15 protein-coding genes and 1 tRNA gene are annotated in these 17857 nt (G+C 65.9%); 6 read left to right on the forward strand and 10 right to left on the reverse strand.

Features of this window, described 5'->3' with window-relative positions:
* Window positions 1-4: 4 nt before the first annotated feature.
* Complete coding sequence (locus ACFXN1_RS46185; RefSeq protein ID WP_379436918.1) at window positions 5-1192, forward strand: WD40 repeat domain-containing protein; 1188 nt, start codon at window positions 5-7, stop codon at window positions 1190-1192.
* Between the two features lie 265 nt (window positions 1193-1457).
* On the opposite strand, the gene mobF is transcribed toward ACFXN1_RS46185, so the two are convergent.
* The 4 genes from mobF to ACFXN1_RS46205 form a co-directional block, all read right to left on the reverse strand.
* Window positions 1458-6377 (reverse strand): MobF family relaxase, encoded by a 4920-nt coding sequence (gene mobF, locus ACFXN1_RS46190; protein WP_379436919.1) that lies wholly within the window; start codon window positions 6375-6377, stop codon window positions 1458-1460.
* Between the two features lie 255 nt (window positions 6378-6632).
* Complete coding sequence (locus ACFXN1_RS46195) at window positions 6633-7508, reverse strand: SAM-dependent methyltransferase (RefSeq protein ID WP_379436921.1); 876 nt, start codon at window positions 7506-7508, stop codon at window positions 6633-6635.
* Window positions 7475-7762 (reverse strand): helix-turn-helix domain-containing protein, encoded by a 288-nt coding sequence (locus tag ACFXN1_RS46200; RefSeq protein ID WP_379436922.1) that lies wholly within the window; start codon window positions 7760-7762, stop codon window positions 7475-7477. The genes ACFXN1_RS46195 and ACFXN1_RS46200 overlap by 34 nt, the downstream gene beginning before the upstream one ends.
* A 112-nt stretch (window positions 7763-7874) precedes the next feature.
* Entirely contained in the window at window positions 7875-8621 is a 747-nt protein-coding gene (locus ACFXN1_RS46205) for a GntR family transcriptional regulator (protein WP_379436924.1), read from the reverse strand.
* Window positions 8622-8691: 70 nt separating this feature from the next.
* Here ACFXN1_RS46205 and ACFXN1_RS46210 point away from each other — a divergent pair, with 70 nt between their 5' ends.
* From ACFXN1_RS46210 to ACFXN1_RS46225, 4 genes are all read left to right on the forward strand, one after another.
* A complete protein-coding gene (locus tag ACFXN1_RS46210) occupies window positions 8692-9780 on the forward strand; it encodes a DUF1152 domain-containing protein (protein WP_379436925.1) in 1089 nt (362 codons plus the stop codon).
* 320 nt (window positions 9781-10100) lie between these two features.
* The gene (locus ACFXN1_RS46215; RefSeq protein ID WP_379436927.1) at window positions 10101-10286 is read left to right on the forward strand and encodes a helix-turn-helix transcriptional regulator; all 186 of its coding nucleotides are present in this window, start codon (window positions 10101-10103) and stop codon (window positions 10284-10286) included.
* A gap of 67 nt (window positions 10287-10353) precedes the next feature.
* A complete protein-coding gene (locus tag ACFXN1_RS46220) occupies window positions 10354-10542 on the forward strand; it encodes a hypothetical protein (protein ID WP_379436928.1) in 189 nt (62 codons plus the stop codon).
* 11 nt (window positions 10543-10553) lie between these two features.
* Window positions 10554-11852: a hypothetical protein gene (locus tag ACFXN1_RS46225; protein WP_379436930.1), complete on the forward strand. Its 1299-nt coding sequence runs from the start codon at window positions 10554-10556 to the stop codon at window positions 11850-11852.
* Window positions 11853-11954: 102 nt separating this feature from the next.
* On the opposite strand, the gene ACFXN1_RS46230 is transcribed toward ACFXN1_RS46225, so the two are convergent.
* Together ACFXN1_RS46230 and orn are read right to left on the reverse strand one after the other, a co-directional pair.
* A tRNA-His gene (locus ACFXN1_RS46230) sits at window positions 11955-12027 on the reverse strand.
* Window positions 12028-12103: 76 nt separating this feature from the next.
* Window positions 12104-12727 carry an oligoribonuclease gene (orn, locus tag ACFXN1_RS46235; protein ID WP_379436931.1) on the reverse strand — a complete coding sequence of 208 codons (624 nt, stop codon included), beginning with the start codon at window positions 12725-12727 and terminating at the stop codon, window positions 12104-12106.
* A gap of 191 nt (window positions 12728-12918) precedes the next feature.
* Here orn and ACFXN1_RS46240 point away from each other — a divergent pair, with 191 nt between their 5' ends.
* A complete protein-coding gene (locus ACFXN1_RS46240) occupies window positions 12919-14655 on the forward strand; it encodes a helicase HerA-like domain-containing protein (protein ID WP_379436933.1) in 1737 nt (578 codons plus the stop codon).
* Between the two features lie 6 nt (window positions 14656-14661).
* On the opposite strand, the gene lysA is transcribed toward ACFXN1_RS46240, so the two are convergent.
* From lysA to ACFXN1_RS46260, 4 genes are all read right to left on the reverse strand, one after another.
* Entirely contained in the window at window positions 14662-16008 is a 1347-nt protein-coding gene (gene lysA / locus ACFXN1_RS46245; protein WP_379400908.1) for a diaminopimelate decarboxylase, read from the reverse strand.
* Between the two features lie 133 nt (window positions 16009-16141).
* Window positions 16142-16936, reverse strand: a complete 795-nt coding sequence (gene cmrA / locus ACFXN1_RS46250) for a mycolate reductase (RefSeq protein ID WP_379436935.1) — start codon at window positions 16934-16936, stop codon at window positions 16142-16144.
* 185 nt (window positions 16937-17121) lie between these two features.
* Window positions 17122-17544, reverse strand: a complete 423-nt coding sequence (locus ACFXN1_RS46255; RefSeq protein WP_379436936.1) for a DUF4189 domain-containing protein — start codon at window positions 17542-17544, stop codon at window positions 17122-17124.
* Between the two features lie 132 nt (window positions 17545-17676).
* A partial coding sequence (locus ACFXN1_RS46260; protein ID WP_379463975.1) for a hypothetical protein occupies window positions 17677-17857 on the reverse strand: 181 nt, incomplete at its 5' end.

Consider the following 17857-nt stretch of genomic DNA (forward strand, 5'->3'; position numbering starts at 1 on the left):
CATCATGTCGGCAAGAGACCATTCGCGGCGAAACTTCATCGTCGGCGGTATCGGCCTCGGTGCATTCACGGCCGCCGCAGGATACATCGGCCTGGACAAGTCGACGGAACCTCGTTCCGAAAATGCCCCAGGATTTTGGAAATCGATGGGCGGTTCCACCGACGCGATTTCACTACATGCAGTGTTATACACGGACATGAAGCCCGCCAGGCAAACAAAGGTAGCGTTCAGCGAGGATTCCAAGACCCTACTCGTTGCACGAAATGGGTATTTCGACGCCGACGGACTGGATCTACAGGTCTGGAACCTTCAGGAGCGGACCAGCACGATGACGACCAACTTGAACTGGCAGGGAGTTACCAAGTATGCCGTGAGCTCGGATGCGTCCACGGTCACTGGCTACAGCGGTTTATGCCCGCGGATATGGCTGCGCTCTTCAGGTGAAGAACGAGAGGTCAGCAGCGCGTGCGGACGCTACCCCAATGAAATCGCGCTGAATCACGACGGAAAGCTGATGGCGGCCACGAGATATTTTGTTCCGGAGAACAGCACGCGGCGCGATTTCCTCGATATTTGGTCGAGTCCACACGACACGCAGCCGCGTTCTCTGGCCGTGACGGCCCCATTTTCGCCCGGGGTTATGAAATTTGATCGAAGCGGCAGGCTACTTGCCGTAGCGAGTATGATCGGTGAATTCGACAGGGCGGGCAGCTATCCGATCATCACTCTCATCGACGCCACAACGGGATCGGTGATCACGACCCTGGACGTATTTCAGGACGAAGCAAGTAAGCAGGCCAAACCCATCGACGACATGGATGTCAGCGAGAACGGATCGATGCTGGCGGTAAGCGTCGGCGATCCGCTGAAGAATCCGACGGGTGACTCGGCGTACGGTGGAGTCGAACTGTGGGACCTGCGAACACAAACCAGACTTAAAAGCTTCACTTCGAATGGCGGAGCCGTGGCGATGAGTCGCGATGGAGACATGCTCGCCATGGGAGCCTTCGAAAGATTCGGTGTGGACATCTGGAGCACATCCCAAATGCAGCCGATCGCATCTCTGAATGTGTCGCTAGCCCCGGGGGCTGGAAGGGGTCTCAATGGTTCGGTCGTTTTCAGTCCGGATTGCACGATACTTGCGGTTCCGGTGATGCAATCAGTACAACTGTGGACTGTGGGCGGGTTCTGAAACGGGCGCTCTAATCCTCCTATCAAACCTACCTGACGCCTGCTGGCTGAGACCGTATTCCTGAGGACGAATTCTTCGCCCGGTAGAAATCAGGTGGGGCGAACTTTGGCCTTATACGCAATACCTCTCACTGCCGACCCCGGGCTGGATGCGAGATCCGTTCATCCGCACCATTATCCAGAGTCTGACATCGGCAGAGCGACTGGTCCTGGATTCGTCGTGTTCGACTGATGTCATCCGTAGCCGCCAGGTCCACCAGCACTGCTTATGTCTCGGTCTCGAGATCGTATCCAGCCGTGGGAGAGTCGTTTTCGTGGCCACGCGAGGATCGGCTGACCTCGTAATCGGCGGCGGCCTGCGTTGTGGCGCGCTGGTCGCGTAGCCGTTGTTCGACGGCGGCGCAGATGGGGGTGAGGTTGCGGCGGCGGTCGCGTTCGGCCAGCGCCTTCTCCAGCCGCGCGCTTGTCGTGGTGCGGACTTTGGCTTGGCGGGCTTGCAGGTCGGCGGCGCGGATGTCGGTGTGGCGGGCGGCGGCGAGTTCGCCGTGTTTGCCGGTGGTGTCGGCGTCGCGGTCGAGGATGGCCTGCCAGCGGTGCGGGGCCGCTCCGGTGGCCACGGCGTCGGCGTGGGAGGTTTCGGCGTGCTGGCGGGCCTGTTGGGCCGCCGCACGTGCTGTGGTCTGCGCGTGCTGGGCGTTGTCGCGTGCGGTTTCGGTGTCGCGGCGGGACCCGATGCGGTACGCGGGTAGCGCATCGAGCTTGCGAGAGGCCTCTCTGAAAGCTGTTGTTGTGGCGGCAAGTTCGGCGTCGGCGGTGTCGGCTGCGGCCTGGGCGGTCATCGCGGCGCGGATGAGACCGGCCTGGGTGTGTAGCTGGGCGTGTTCGGCTTCGACTGCTGCCTGCGCCGAACCGAGCTCAGTCGCCGGTGCGGGATCGGGCCGGTTGAGAGTGGCATGCAGCGCGCGAATGCGGTCGGCGAGCTCATTGCTGTTGAGTGCGCGCAGCGGGTCGGTCTGGAGTTCGGTGGCGAGTTCGAGGTGTTCGAGGGCGTGGAGTTGTTCGCGTAGTTGCGTGGCGTGGGCGGCTAGCGCGTGGTCGATACCGGGGTGGTTGGGTGGCAGCGGGGTCGGTTCGGTGCGCGGGATTTCGGTGCGGGCATGTTGGTTCTGGATGAGGACGGCTTGCCCGCGTGCGGCCAGCACAGCGGCTGCGGTGGTCGCGCGGGTCAGCGGTGGCTGGGTGGCTTGGGTTATGGCGGTGAGGAATTCGCGGGTGTCGAGGCCGGCGGTGTGGGAGGCGGCGATGACGTCGAGCAGGTGCTCGTAGTCGGGTCCGTCCTCGACGTGGCGGTGCAGCCCGGCCGGGAGGTGTTGGGCGAGTTCGTGGCGGGCCCAGTCGCGGCCCAGGGCGTGGGCGGTGTGCTCGTAATCGGCACGGATGCGCGCCAGCCGCTCGGGCAATTCCGCCTCGTCCGGGGCGGCGAAGGTGTCGGCGAACTCGTTCACCGCCGCCATCCGCTCGGCGGCTTGATCGGGTTCGTCGAGTTCGGTCAGGCGGGTGTAGAGGTCGCTGGTGTAGTCGGCGAGCTCGGCATCGATGCCCGCGAACCGCGGCGGCACTGCCGCCAACTGCGGGGCGGGCAGATCCCGCACTGCCAGGAACTTCCCCTCGGCATCGGTGGCGAGGAGCCCGAGCTGGCGGGCGATATGCCGGTCGGCGCGCGACCGTAGGACCGCGGCGGGATCGTCAGTGGCCTCGATCGGATCAGCGGTGACCCGCCATCGGTCGGTGGCCGCCAACCCGATCAGAGTCGTCAGATCCACGCCGGATTGCTCGGCGCGATCGAGGGTTTCGACCAGAGTCTCGTAGTGCGGAGACACCACGATCTGCTGATACAAGCTGGCGGGCAGAGCGTGCTCGAGCAGGGTGTCGATGCGGTCGTGCACGAGCAGGCTGCGCGCGTGGTCGTAGATCTCATGCAACCGCTGCGGATCGTCAGCGGCCGCCAGCTCCTGGCGCAGGATCTCGGTGGCGGTGATGTTGTCGTCCTCGCGCGCGAGCTCGCGACACCACACCGCATAGTCCGAGCGTGGCTCGTCAGGGGTGTGGTCGAGTGCGGGGTCGGGCAGGGTGTAGGTGGCCAGAAAGATGCCGTTGTAGTCGCTGCCGCGAGTGAGCCCGACGTACGCCAAGGAACGACCCAACGCGGCTCCCATGAGCAGATAAGCGCGTTGGACGGTCATGCCTTGGGCCCGGTGAACCGTACTGGCATAACCCAACTCGGTGTTATCGGTGACGTAGCGGGCGGGCAACACGATGTGCCCGCGGTGGGTGATCCCGGTAAGGGTCAGGGAGCCGTCCGCGTGGACTTTCCGGACCCGCCATTGCTCGCCGTTGTCGATCGGATCTCCGGCCCGGTGCCCGCCGGTGATGCGGATCCGGTTGGTGTTGCGGCGCGTCACCACGATGTCCCCGACGTAGGCGGTGTGCGCGTCAGCCAGTGTTGCGCCGGGCCCGTTGGTGGCGACCTGTCCGGCTTGGGCGTGGGCGGCTTGGGCGGCTCCGTTGAGCGAATGGACGTCGTCGAGGGTGGCGGCCATCATCAGACTCGAGACTCCGGCGTCGAGGTCGGCCAGGTGCGCGGTGAGGATCTGTTCGCGCAGTTCGTCGACCATCCCGGATACGATCCGGCCCGCGGAATCGTAGAACTGCCAGGCCCCGGGAGCGTCGCCGTCGCGCACCCGCAGCGACGCCTGCGCCTCGTCCGGATCAGCGAATCGGACCACGGTATCGAGCGCGGGCGCGTGGGTGTCGTTGGCGACCAGGCGCAAGCATCCTCCGGCCTCCACGGCGGAGAGTTGTGCAGGGTCGCCGATCCATCGCACTACCGCTCCGTGTGTGTCGGCGAGGGTTTGGAGTTCGGCGAGGGCGGCGGTGGCAGCCATGCCTGCTTCGTCGACCAGCAGCATGGTGCCGGGCTCGATACCGGGGTCGCCGGTCTTGCGGGCGCGGGTGAGCAGGGACTCGATCGTTCGCGCGGGGACACCGATATCGTCGCCGAGTACCCGGGCGGAGGACTTCTGTGGCGCCAGCGCCAGTACCTCTCGGCCGTCGTCGATCCAGGCGCGGGCGACCGCGCGCATGGCGGTGGTCTTCCCGGTGCCAGCGGGCCCGATCGCGACCGCCAGGCGGGTTCCAGACGTGCACAGGTGTCGCACGATCCGTTGCTGTCCGGCATTCAGTGCTTGGCCGGTCTCGACTTCGACCGCAGCGACCGCGGCCTTTACCGCGGTGGCGGTGATGAACTCAGGGGTGGGGGTGTTGGCGGCGTCGACGAGCGAGGTTTCGGTGTCGAGGACAGCTTGGTTGGTGAAGCGGACGCTGGTGGCAGCGCAGGTGGAAAACACGCTATGCCCGCTGTTGCGGGCCAACGCTTTTGGGACGGGTTCAGGATCGACGGTCAGTTGAATGCTGTCGGCCAGCACCGCGTTAACGATCTGCGCGACCGCGGCGGCCTGCTCGGTGTCGGAGGCGAAATCGCATGCGGAGACGCGGTCTTCGGCGGCCGCGCGGACGTGCACCTCGGTCCATGTCGCACGCCGTCGCGCCACCGTCTCGGCGACCTCGGCGGCGATGGCCTGTGGGTCGTACACCTCACGCCCAACCTGACGGACCACCCGCTCGGCGAGGTCGAGCAGATTGTTTTCGTGTTCGGGATCCAATAGCAGCGCGACCGCCTCGGCTGCGGTAACCCGGTCGCTTTCGGCGATGAACTCGTAGCGTTGCAGCGCTTCCCGCACCGCGGTTGCCCGCTGCCCCGGCGTCGCATCCGTCAGCTCGCGAACGCGGGCGGCGAGCACGATCGCGGCGGCGAGAGCAGCGTGCTGGGCGTCGTAGTCGCGCAACGCATTCGAGTCGCGGGAGAGCTCGATGACGTGCTCGACCCACTGCTCGGCGGTGCGGCCGTCGCCGAGGAAGCGCTCGGTGTCGGCGGCCCATTCGGCGACCATTTCGCGCAATGCCCGGGGGAGCGGCTTGGCGCCACGGGTGGCAAGGGTCGCGGCTTGGGCGAGGCGGATCTGGATGGTTTTGCTGGGGTTGCGGCCGTGCTTGGCGCGGTAGCCGGCGACGAGTTTCTCGGTGGCGCGCACGATGTTCGGGCGGCGACTGAAGTGGGTGATCAGGGTCTCGGGGACGTCGGCGATCTCGTAAACCGGTGCCTTGCCCAGCCCGTTGCGGTAGCGGGGTTCGAACCGCAACCCGAGTCGCCTTTTCAGCTTGCCGGTGATCGCGGCGTTGTACTGGCACGACAGGGAAACCGTTGCCGCATACAGCGATCGCGCATCCAGGGCGCACCATTTCCCGTCAGCGCCCAGCACCCGCGCGGACACCACGGCATGGGTGTGGAGGTTGGGATCACCGGTGCGGTTGTCGAAGTGGTCATAGAGCGCGAATGTCATTCCGTCGGCGTCGATCTGACGCACACCGCCCGCGCCGCGACGGGCGAGCGCGAACTCCGACTGCATCCGCTCGAGGGTCTCTTCGACCGCCTCACGATGGCATTGCGCGATCTGCGCGCACACAGTGTCGTCGCCTAATCCCCACAGGATCGACACCGATTTCTGCGGGGTGAACACACAGTCGAAGCCGGCGACCGCCCGGGCTCGGCGCTGCTTCTCAGCGGCCAATGCCTCGCCGATCTCGACGTCCGACGGCTCGCGACCGAGATCCTCGGTGAGGTGCTGGCGTGCCGCGTTGACCCGCAAATCTACCCATTCATGCTGGGTGAGTGGGCGGCCCAACTCGGCAAGCAGGGTGGTCTTGTCGCGCTCGTAGATGGCTTGGATCGCGGTCGTTCCTTGGCCGCGCGCATGGGTTCCGCTTCCCAGCGATGCGGCGGTGAGGGCCTGGCGGGCAGTCGCTCCGGCGGCCACAGCGTCGACGATGATCCGGTCCGCGTCCGGGTGGTTTCCTTCGCCGTACAAGGCGCGCATTTGATCCTGCGAGACGTCGCCGGTCACACCGAGAATCTCGGCTCCACGACCGAACCATCGGCCCGGGGGAGCGCCGGTTGCTGTGTAGTAATCGGTGAAGGATTTGTCGGCGGCACGCGTGCGGTCGCCGGTGGCGACCTGCCGTGTGAGGTAGGTGTAGCCATCGCCCGCGTGGATCGCGTGGATGGTCATCACAAGATCAAAGGTAAGACCGAAACATGCACGCAGGAAATGGTTGTGGCCGAAATTTCACAATAGTGCATGAGGTGTATACTGGCTCAAGGCTTTTCGGGGAAGTAGCGGGAACTCGCGGGAATACTGCAACAGCAATGGAGAATTGGGTGTGGCGACGACATTGCTATGTATTGGCTAGGGCGCGGATAGTGGTGGCGAGCGCAGCGGAGTGCATGGATCGCTGACGATGGCGTAGACGTGAGTCACAGCCTCTTACGGCGTCCGGCCCGCTGTAAGGCCGCCGCATTCGACTACCAGTGCCAGGGAATGCGGTTCGAATGTGCCCGTGATGGGCGAGGTGAGCATCTCGTCGTAAGTGATGTGACCGCACCCGTCGAACAGCGCACGCACTTCGTCTGCTGACCGTGGATGAAATTCGAGACGGCCACAGGCATGAGCGTCGACCAGGGCTCTCGATTGCTCACCTGCGGCATCGGTTACAAGATGCGTGGTTACCACAAATGATCCGGGGGGCAAGCTCGCGGCCAGCGTTCGCAGGATCGGTGCGGGGTCGGCGATCAGCTCGAGCAGGCCGCAGCAGGACACGACGATCGGTTCGGTGAAGCGGAGGACTGTGCCAACGATGTCCAGGTCCATTTCGTGGGCGGCGGCGATCAGCTGCTCGGTTTCCCGGACGTCGGCGTGCAGGAATCGGACGTGGTCCGTTTCGGCTGTGGCGCGATAGTGCGCCGCGGTGACCGCGTCGCGGTCGACGTACAACACACGTGCATTTGGATTCACCTGCTGTGCAGCCTGATCGACACTCCAGGGAAATGGCATCCCTGCGCCGAGCTCCCAGAATTGGTTCAGTCCCTGCCTGGCGAGGTTGTCGACGATGTCGAGCAGAAACCGCCGCGACGCCCAGGCAGCAGTCTTGATCGCCGGAAACGCCAGCGCCAGCGACGTCACGAATGCCCGATCGACTTCGTAGTTGTCTTTCCCGCCGAGCAGGTAGTTGTGGATCCGCGGGTACTGCGGGTGGCACACATCCACATGATCGAGGGCGGTTCGGCTGAGTCGCGCGGCGGTGACCGGTGGTGGATAGGGTTCCGGGTTCACGGCGCGGACTCGGCCCGGGTCGGCACCCATTTCGACAGCGGCGTGTACTCCTTGTACTGCGGACTGAGGATCGTGAGGCGTCCGCGATCGCTGGATCGCCACCGTGCGGGCCCCTGCCGTGTGGTGACGGCCAAGCCGGTCCGCACCAATCGCAGCAACGCACGCCGGATCGTTGTTTCGGGGAGCGCGGTCTCGTGGCTGAGTTGCCGCACGGTGAGCGCTTGCTGTGGGTTCGGGAACGAAAGCGCACCCAGCACTTTCGCCTCCGGTTCGGTCAAAGCCATCGGGGCCCCTCGCCGCAACCTGTCGATAGTGGTCTATGCCACTGAATCTTAAGTGGCATAGACCACTTGTGGAAGAGATTGGCGGTGATGGGCCGACGGTCGTACACGTCGGCTACAGGTCGATCGTGTATTCCTGCTTGAACGCCCAGCGTTCTGGCGGGTAGACAGCTTCGTCGAACTGGATCGCAACATCGGTCGAGTCGAAGGCGACCAGCCGGTACACCAGTACGGGGGAGGGGTTCGGTAGTTCGAGTGCGGCGCGCTCGTCCTCGGACGCGAATCGGGAACAGCCGCGATCACGTGCATAGGCGGCCCGGATACCCGCGGCCTGGGCGAGGTAGCCGAGGGTGCCGTGGCCGACGCGTTCAGTGAGCAGCAGACGCGGTGCCGCCGTGGACAACTCCGCCGAGAACCACGACGTCGAGAACTCGATCGGGCCGCTGGTATCGCTGCTGATGATGCGCTGACGCTTGATCACTCGGCTGTGCCGCGGCAAGCCGAGAGCGTCGGTCACCTCCTCAGGGCCATCGACGATGCCGACGAACGGGAAATCGACAGTCTCGGAATCGGAGTAGGCCGTACCCAGCGCCGCGGCTCGCTCGAGGCGTTCGCGAGCCCTGGGGGCCGCGTGTGGCTCACGCACGAAAGTTCCTGAGCCTTGGCGCGATTCGACGAGGCCGTCTTGCCGCAGAGCCTGCAGTGCCTTGGCGGCCGTCGGCCTGGCGACATTCCAAGTAGCAGCGAGCTCGCGTTCTGACGGGACCTCGGCCCCCGGCGGCAGATCGCCTCGGATGATCTGGTCTTTGAGGTAGCCGAAGATCTGTTTGTACTTCGGCAGCACCTCTTGGATCTCGGGCAAACTGGCCACCTCCGTCAACTACCATATGCCACTGGCCACTATACGGATGACTGGACAGGTGCCGGGTCTCATGAGTACTGCGCTTGCCATTGCCGCCGGTGGCGGCGGGGACGCGATTACCGCCGCCATGCTCGCAGCCGCGATTCCTGATCTGGGAGTCGTTGCGATCATGAGCTATTCGTGGGACCGGTTCATGATCGATCCCACGCCGGGGCCACGAACCCGGGACGATTTCACTGGCCTGGTCGATCGCGGCGGCGTGGCCGAGATCCCGCATGCGGCTGCGCTCAGGAGGGGCTCTTCGACCCTGCCGCCGCTGGCAGGATGCCTTGATCTGCCTTTGCTGCTGCTGGAAGCCGAAGGCGGTGCAGTCGGTATGGCCGAGTTGATACTGCGTGCGGCAATGGAATTCGGCGCTGACGAGCTTGTAGTTGTCGACGTGGGTGGCGACATCATCGCCGAAGGCCATGAGACGACGCTGCGCAGTCCGCTGGCTGACTCGCTCGCCCTCGCCGCGGCGAGGCGATCGGGAATGCCTACACGTGTCCTGATCGCCGGTCCGGGCCTCGACGGTGAGTTGTCACCGGCTGAGGTGCATGCGCGAATCGATCAGCTCGGTGGTCGTCAGATCTCCGAGCTGACACCGTCCGACGCCGCGCCGTTCGCGGGGATCTGGTCCTGGCACCCTTCGGAAGCGACCGCTCTTCTCGCGGCAGCCGCGGACGGTTGGCGAGGTGTCGTCGAAACTCAGCGAGACGCACTGATCGAGATCGGCGACGACGCGGCACGGGTGTACGAGGTCGATGCCGCAGCGTTGACACAGTCTTCCCTTGCGGCGCCTCTGATGTCGACGACGAGCCTCGATCAAGGCGAACAGCTGCTGCGCGATCGCCGTGACGGCCGAAGTGAGCTCGATATCGAACGCAGGCGTGCGGCCGGTGAACGTGCCGAGATCCGCTTACCGAACAGCGAGTCGCTCGGCATCATCGACCGCTACGTGGATGTGGCACGCGGTCGTGGGGTCGATGCGATCACTGTGCGTCGTATCGCCGAGCTGGTCCAGGCTGTCGATCCATCTGCGACCCAGGCCCTACGGGAACTGCTGTCCGAACAGCGCCCGGCTCGTTTTCGTCCGCCGTTGTATCGGGTGATCGGCTAGCAGTTCCAAAGCTGAGTTCGAAGATCCGCCGGTGGATCGCGCTGTGCGATGACAACATTCGTCGCAGATCGCGTGGTGTATTGCCCGACGGTGAACCGCGGAATACTCTGGCTTTCACTCGATACGAACCGCCGAGTCGGAACGTCGTCGAACTGATAGCCAGGGTCTGTGTTGGCAGCCCTGATGGCGCGAATTTCGCGTATTCCAGAAGATCTGTGCCTCCGCGAGCAGGCGAGACGACTCTGATCCCAGCTCAACTCGGCTCTCGTTGGGCACGCTGGTGATCTTGAAATCTCGGGCGTCGGCAAGGAGGTTCGACTATGTCCACCACGGAGACGTATCTGACTCGGGCGCAAGTGGCGCACCGGTTGAAACTGGCGCCGAAGACGCTGGCCAACTGGGCGTCGATTGGCAAGGGGCCGAGGTGTATTCGGGTCGTCGGTGGGCGAGTCCGGTATCCGGCCGAGGACTACTTCGCGTGGGAGCGTGCGCTGATCGATCCCTGACGTGCCAGTTACCGTCTGGCGAACTGTCAGGCTCTTGTCCCCACTCGCCCTCACAAGGAGATTCGTCATGTCCACCGAAATCGCGTATCTAACCCGGCTGCAAGTTGCGACGCGACTTCAGCTGTCGGAGAAGACCCTTCGGAATTGGGCGGCGGAGAAGCCGCCGAAGGGGCCGCGATGCATCCATATCGGTGGATGCGCTCGCTACCCGGTTGCCGATTACGACGAGTGGGAGCGGGCGCTACTTCAGCAGTGAAGGAGGCAGCCGTGCCGAGCGTTGAACTCAAGATCGGTCAGTGGGGCACGATCAGCAGTAAGAAGTATCCGGACAGGGCTGGGCCGAAGAAGTGCCGGGCCTGGACGAAGTATCGGGATACCGATGGGGTCAGTCGTCCTGTGGACTGCTGGGACACAACCGAACCCAAGGCGCGGGCGAAGCTCAAGGACATTCTGGAAGTGCGGCAGGCGCCTGCGAAGGCCGCGAAAGAGGGTCTGCTGACGCCGAATACACGTTTCAGCACTGCGCTGGATATGTGGCTGGATGAGCTGAAGCTCGATGAGACCATGGCGCAGCAGACCATCGACGGGTACGAGCGGCAGATCGACAAGTCCGACGACAAGCGGGCCGATCCCGATGCGATCAAGATCCGGCCCTCACTGGGGAACTACCGGATTCGCGAGATCGACACGGCCGTGGTGGACAACTACCTGAAGTCGATCAGCAAGCTGGGGCACAAGCGGAAGGCGCGGTGGCAGGCCACGATCCTGCGGGAGACGCTGGACCTGTGTATCCGCCACGGCGCGCTCACGGGCACGAACCCCATGAGCGGAGTCTCCAAGCGCACGATGCGCAGCAAGAAGAAGTCCGTCAAGGCCGAGGCGTGGACCACCTTGCAGGCCATGCGCGAGACGGTCGAGAAGTGGGGCCGCGGCGAGGAGATCCCGGGTACTCCCGCCTATAAGCACGGCCCGCGTCGAGACTCCCAGGAGATCCTGGACGTGTGCGACTGCACGGCCGGTGCCGGTGGTGTCCGCCCTCACGAGGTGTTCGCGTTCCTGTGGGAGGAGGTCGAAGGCATCGACTTCGACGCGAAGAAGTGGCCGACCATCGGGCCCGACAGCTGCCCGGAGGTGTGGCTAACGATCTCGGGGACGGTTGTCACGGTGAAGGGACAGGGCTGCTTCCGGCAGGAGTGGCTGAAGGTGGGCAAGAAGCCGTACCGGGTGCGCGTGCCCTGGTACATGGTGCAGATCCTGCGCCGCCGCTGGGAGGAGGCCGGGCGGCCGAGCGAGGGCCTGATCTTCGTGAACCGGAACGGGAAGGTCAAGAACCCGAACAACTTCAACCGGACGTTCCGGGCCGCACGCGGAACCGAGTACGCGCACATCAATCTGCGGTCCTACCGAAAGCGGGTAGCGACGGCCACGGCCGAAGAGAAGGGCATCGACGCCGCCGGGCTCCAGTTGAACCACGTTCTTGGGTCGCGAGTGACCGCCGAGCATTACGTGGAGAAGCCCCGCGACGTCCCCGACAACCGCGACGTGCTCAACGCCTACGTCGCGTGAGGAGTTGGAAGAAATGCGCTCAGAAGTTGGTGAGAAGTTGGAAAGACGTCAAATAAGCAAGAGGCCCAGGCGGGAGAAATCTCTCCGGCCTGGGCCTTTAGGGGTGGCTGACGGGACTCGAACCCGCGACACCCAGGATCACAACCTGGTGCTCTACCAGCTGAACTACAGCCACCATTGCCGTAACTTCCGGCGCGGTAGATATTAACGTGTCGCCACGACGAGTACCTAATCGGCTGTTCAGATGGGGTTTAGCCAGCCTCGGGAGCGGTTGCTCCGGGGGAGGAGAGTTCGGCGGCCACGGCGGCGATCTCGGCGGTGGAGGGGCCGGGGGAGGGGACGAAGGCGGTGCGGCGGTAGTACTCGAGCTCGCGGATGGATTCCTTGATGTCGGCGAGGGCGCGGTGGGCGAGGCCCTTCTCGGGCTGGCCGAAGTAGATGCGCGGGTACCAGCGGCGGGCCAGTTCCTTGATGGAGCTGACGTCGATCATGCGGTAGTGCAGGTGGGTGTCGAGGGCCGGCATGTCGCGGGCGATGAAGCCGCGGTCGGTGGCGATGGAGTTGCCGGCCAGCGGGACCGTGCGCGCGGTGGGGACGTACTGCTTGATGTAGTCGAGGATCTGCTGCTCGGCCTCGGCGACGGAGACGGTGGAGCGGCGGACCTCCTCGGTGAGCCCGGAGCGGGCGTGCATCTCGGCCACCACCGGCGGCATGGCGGCCAGCGCGTCGTCGTCGGCGTGGATCACGATGTCCACGCCGTCGCCGAGGATATTGAGGTCACTGTCGGTCACGAGTGCGGCCACCTCGATCAGCTTGTCGCTGTCGAGCTGTAGGCCGGTCATCTCGCAGTCCATCCACACCACGTACTTGTCCACCCGCCAAACACTAACGCTTCGGCGTTCCGCGACCCGGAGGCCCGGCCGCGTCGAGCCCGCTCGGCCGCCCGACCGGGCAGTATCGTTCACACCAGTCCCGCATAACGAGCGGTCGGCATGTTGGTTGGGCAGTTCCGAGGGCAGTAGTTCACAGGGCAGTCGCAGTTGGCAGAGCAGACGGAGGATGCGCGATGACCACCCCGCAGGAGAAGGCAGCGGCGGCACGGAAGGCGGCGGAGGAGGCGGCGCGGATCGCGGCGGAGGCGGCGGCCGCCGCCGAGGTCGCGGAAAAGGAAGCCGCCGATCAGGAGGCGGCGGCCAAGGCCGCTGAGACGGCTCCGGGGGGCAACGGCAAGGCGAAAACCGCTGCCGCTGAATCTGATCAGGCCGCCGAGGACGAGGCCGCCGCACAGGAGATCGCGGCGGGATACGCCATGGAGGGTCTGGCGCTGGAGCTGGGCACCGTGATCGTCGGCGACACCGTGCATCCCGATGCGCGGGTGCGGATTCCGATGAAGACCATGAACCGCCACGGACTGGTCGCGGGTGCCACCGGTACCGGTAAGACCAAGACCGTGCAGGGCATCGCCGAGCAGCTCTCGGCGGCGGGCGTGCCGGTGGTGCTGGCCGATATCAAGGGCGACCTGTCGGGTCTGGCGCAGCACGGACAGGCGAACGACAAGCTGCTGGCCCGCGCCCGGGAGACCGGCGATCCGGACTGGAGGCCGCAGGGCTTCCCGTGCGAGTTCGTCTCCCTCGGCACCGGGGGGATCGGCGTGCCGATTCGCGCCACCATCACCTCGTTCGGCCCGATCCTGCTCAGTAAGGCGCTGGGGCTCAACGAAACCCAGGAATCCACCCTCGGCCTGATCTTCCACTGGTCCGACCAGAACGGCTTGGCGCTGCTGGATCTGAAGGATCTGCGCGCGGTCATCCAATACCTCACCAGCCCGGAGGGTAAGGAAGATCTCAAGGGCATCGGCGGCGTCTCCGCGCAGACCGCGGGTGTGATCCTGCGTGCACTGGTGAATCTGGAGGCCGACGGCGGCGACACCTTCTTCGGCGAGCCCGAGCTGGAGCCCGCCGATCTCATGCGCACCGCGGGCGGACAGGGCGTCATCACCCTGTTCGAGCTGGGTGCGCAGGCCGCCCGGCCGCAGATGTTCTCGACCTTCCTGATGTGGGTGCTGGCCAACCTGTTCCAGACGCTGCCCGAGGTCGGCGATATGGACAAGCCCAAGCTGGTGTTCATCTTCGACGAGGCGCACCTGCTGTTCAACGACGCCTCCAAGGCGTTCCTGAACCAGGTGGAGCAGACGGTGAAGCTGATCCGCTCCAAGGGCGTCGGCGTCTTCTTCTGCACGCAGCTGCCCACCGACATCCCGAATCCGGTGCTCTCGCAGCTGGGTGCGCGCATCCAGCACGCGCTGCGGGCGTTCACGCCGGAAGATCAAGCGGCACTGTCGAAGACGGTGCGCACCTATCCCAAGACCGCCACCTATGATCTCGAAAAGGCGCTCACCTCACTGGGTATCGGTGAGGCCGTGGTGACGGTGCTGTCGGAGAAGGGCGCGCCCACACCGGTCGCCTGGGCACGCATGCAGCCGCCGCGCTCGCTCATGGACACCATCGGGGACGACGGAATCCGTTCCCGCGCACAGCAGTCCACGCTGTACGGCAAGTACGGGACCACCATCGACGCGGAATCGGCCTACGAGATCCTGACCGCGAAGATTCACGCGACCGCGCAGCGGCAGGCCGACGAGGCGGCGGCCAAGAGCTCGCGCTCGGCCAGGCCCGCCCCGCAGGAGGATTCGATGGCCGAGAAGATCGTCAAGAATCCCGCCTTCAAGAACTTCCTGCGGTCGGCGGCCACCGTCGCCGGGCGCGAGATCAGCCGCAGCATCTTCGGCACCCGGAAACGGTAGCTCGGCTCAGCGCCCGATATCGCGGCTGAGCAGATCGTCGATGGTTTCGCGGCGGACCAGCTCCCGGCACCCGCCGTCGCGGACCGCGACGATCGGCGGGCGGCCGACGCCGTTGTAGGACGAGGCCAGGCTGTGGTGGTAAGCCCCGGTGCACGGCATGGCCAGCACCTCGCCGGGCCGCAGGTCGGCCGGCAGCCGGACGTCGCGGGCCAGGATGTCGCCCGCCTCGCAGTAGCGTCCGGCGATGGTGGCGGTCATGTGCGGGCCGGTGGGATGCCGGTTGGCGACCACGGCGTCGTAGCGCGCGCCGTAGAGGGCGACCCGCGGGTTGTCGCTCATACCGCCGTCCACGGTCACGTAGGTGTGGCCGTGCTCGACGTGTTTGACCGACAGCACGCGGTACAGCGTGACGCCCGCCCGTGCCACGATGGCGCGGCCGGGCTCGAGGGCGATGCGGGGCCGTGGGAAGCCGTGCCGGGCGCAGGCCGCGTCCAGCGAATCCTCGATGATGTCCGCCAGTTCGGCCAGGTTCATCTCGGCGTCGCCGCTGCGGTAGGCCACCGCGTGCCCGCCGCCGAGGTCCAGGTCGGTCAGGGTGACGCCGAATTCGTCGCGGATGCGGGCCATTTCGGCGATCATGCGCCGCACCGCCTCGCCATAGGGGAAGGTGTTGTAGATCTGCGACCCGATATGGCAGTGCAGCCCGGCCAGGGTCAAATTCGGTTGCCGCACAATGCGATCCACCGCCTCCATCACCGCCCGCCCGCCGATCGGGAAACCGAACTTCTGATCGGTGACGCCGGTGCGGACCGCCGGATGTCCGTCGATGTCGATATCGGGGGTGACGCGCAGCAGCACCCGCTGCGGCCGCTCGGCCAGCGCCGAGAGCAGCGTGATCTCGGTGAGCGAGTCGATCACGATGCGCCCGACCCGGCAGTTCACGGCCGTCTCCAGCTCGGCGAAGGGTTTCCCGTTGCCGTGCAGCACGATCCGCTCCGGGTCGGCCCAGCTGGACAGTGCCACCGCCAGTTCCCCGGCCGAGCACACGTCCAGCGACAGCCCCTCGTCGGTGATCCATTCGGCTACCGCGCGGGTGAGCAGCGCCTTGCCCGCATAGATGATCTCGGCGTCGGGGAACCGAGTGCGGTAGGCCTGACAGCGGGTGCGCACCTCGCCCTCGTCGAGCACATACGTCGGCGTGCCGTACTGATCGGCGATGTCGGCCAGCGCCACGCCGCCGACGGTGATGCGCCCGTCGGCGTCGTAGTGGGTTTCGCGTGGCCAGACCGCCGGATCGAGCCGGGGAACCATGCCCCCGTCACGCAGCGACGGGAAGATCTCGAGCAGCGTCAAGACGTCTCCTGGTGAGAGCCCCCCGCTTTCTCTCATGCGGGGCCGACACCAGGACTACGCCCGATAACGGGGTCCGGAAATGTCCGGCAACGTCCCCTTTACGAGCGTCCCGCCGATCTTGACGGTTTGCTGATCAGCTGCCGAGCTTCTTGTAGGCGGCGCCGGCCACCACCGAGGTGATCGAGCGCGGGCCGAACTGCCCGGCCAGGCTCATACCCTTGCTGATCAGGCCCGGGACCACGCGCATCTTGTTGCGGGCGAGCGCGTCGATGGTGATCTTGGCGGTGTGGGCGGCGGTGACCCAGATGAACTCCGGGATCTTGTTGCCCATCTCCTCCTGGTCCGGGTTGTCGGTACGGACCGGGCCGGGAGCCAGCAGGGTGACATTGATGCCGGTGCCCTTGAGCTCACCGCGTAGCGACTCGGAGAAGGTGTTCACGAACGCCTTGCTCGCGGAGTAGGTGGTGTTGTTCGGAATCGGCATATTGCCCGCCGCCGACCCGGTGACGAGGATGCCGCCCGCCCGGCGCTCCAGCATGCCCGGCAGCACGGCCAGCGTGAGATCGTGCACGGCAACGGCATTCAGTTCCATGATGTCGCGCTCGTAGTCCAGGTCCAGCTTGGCGAGCGGGCCGAAGGTGGAGACACCGGCGTTGTTGCAGAGGATGGCGATGTCCCGCGCGGCCAGCTCCTTGGCCAGCGGCGCGCGCTGATCGCGGTCGGACAGGTCCACCGCGCGCACCTCGGCGGTGATGCCGTACCGCTCGGTCAGCCGCTGTGCCAGCTCGGCCAGCAGGTCGCCGCGGCGGGCGACGAGGATCAGCGAGTAGCCCCGCGAGGCAAGCTCTTCGGCGAGGGCGGTGCCGATCCCGGAGGAGGCTCCGGTGACGACGGCACGATTGTCGGCGGTGGGTGCAGGCAGGCTCACGGGACCCGAGCCTACCGATGTTCGCGCGGATGGGGCGCGCGGCGTGCGGGTGGAGTGGACGAAAGGGGAACCACCCCACCCGCACGCCCGCGTTCACGCCGTTCAGCGCGTGTCCGGCGGGCGGATCAGGAAGTGCCTGCCCGGATCAGGCGGTGCACTTCGAGATGAGGCGGTGCACTTCGAGATCAGGCGGTGCACTTCGAGATGAGGACGCTGGCCTGGGAGGGATCCGCGCTGCCCAGGCTCACCATCAGGGGGTTCGGGTCCGGGCCGCTGGCCGCGAGAGCATTGCGCTCGGCGGCGGCCAGGTTGTTGCCCAGGCCGGTGTACAGGCGGCCGTCGCGGTCCACGAGGGCGGCGCAGCCGTTGTTCCAGCGCAGCGCCACCACACAGTTGGAGTAGCCGCACTCGTCCATGGCGTCGGCGTCGGCGCGGCCCTGGTCGGGCGCGTTGTAGGCGTAGCCGATGGACCACTGGTCGCCCCGGTCGGCGACGGCGAAGGAGCCGTAGTAGTCGTAGTCGGCGTGCGCCGTTCCCATACCGGTGCTCATCAGCGCGGCGGCGGCGGAGGCCACCGCACCGGCGGCGGCCTTACGAGACAGATGCATAGAGAATTTCTCCCCCAGGATCGTTGAAGCAAGTGCTCCGCGATCATGGCAGGGTGGTACGACATTCCCGACCATCTGAATCGGTTGGTGTATAGGTCATTTCGGGATTCCGGCCGAAAATGTCGTGACCGGTCAATTGCGGGGCTTGGGCTCCATGAAGGCGATGCCCCAGTTCAGGTGACCGTGCCACACGCTGGCTATGCGGCCGCCCTGGACGGCGGGTTTGGGGTCGCCGATGGGGCCGCCCGCGGCGCGGACGGCGGCGACGGTGGCGTCCAGGTCGGGGGACAGGAAGGCGACGCCGGTCAGGGCG

The organism is Nocardia sp. NPDC059154, assembly GCF_042755705.1.
Classification (GTDB): Bacteria; Actinomycetota; Actinomycetes; order Mycobacteriales; family Mycobacteriaceae; genus Nocardia.

Bases quoted from the DNA above. Each gene is read 5' to 3' on its own strand.
- ACFXN1_RS46210 (WP_379436925.1), top strand. From the start codon at position 8,692: ATGAGTACTGCGCTTGCCATTGCCGCCGGTGGCGGCGGGGACGCGATT.
- ACFXN1_RS46220 (WP_379436928.1), top strand. From the start codon at position 10,354: ATGTCCACCGAAATCGCGTATCTAACCCGGCTGCAAGTTGCGACGCGA.
- ACFXN1_RS46185 (WP_379436918.1), top strand. From the start codon at position 5: ATGTCGGCAAGAGACCATTCGCGGCGAAACTTCATCGTCGGCGGTATC.
- ACFXN1_RS46215 (WP_379436927.1), top strand. From the start codon at position 10,101: ATGTCCACCACGGAGACGTATCTGACTCGGGCGCAAGTGGCGCACCGG.
- ACFXN1_RS46200 (WP_379436922.1), bottom strand. From the start codon at position 7,762: ATGGCTTTGACCGAACCGGAGGCGAAAGTGCTGGGTGCGCTTTCGTTC.
- ACFXN1_RS46255 (WP_379436936.1), bottom strand. From the start codon at position 17,544: ATGCATCTGTCTCGTAAGGCCGCCGCCGGTGCGGTGGCCTCCGCCGCC.
- ACFXN1_RS46240 (WP_379436933.1), top strand. From the start codon at position 12,919: ATGACCACCCCGCAGGAGAAGGCAGCGGCGGCACGGAAGGCGGCGGAG.
- ACFXN1_RS46195 (WP_379436921.1), bottom strand. From the start codon at position 7,508: ATGGGTGCCGACCCGGGCCGAGTCCGCGCCGTGAACCCGGAACCCTAT.
- mobF (WP_379436919.1), bottom strand. From the start codon at position 6,377: ATGACCATCCACGCGATCCACGCGGGCGATGGCTACACCTACCTCACA.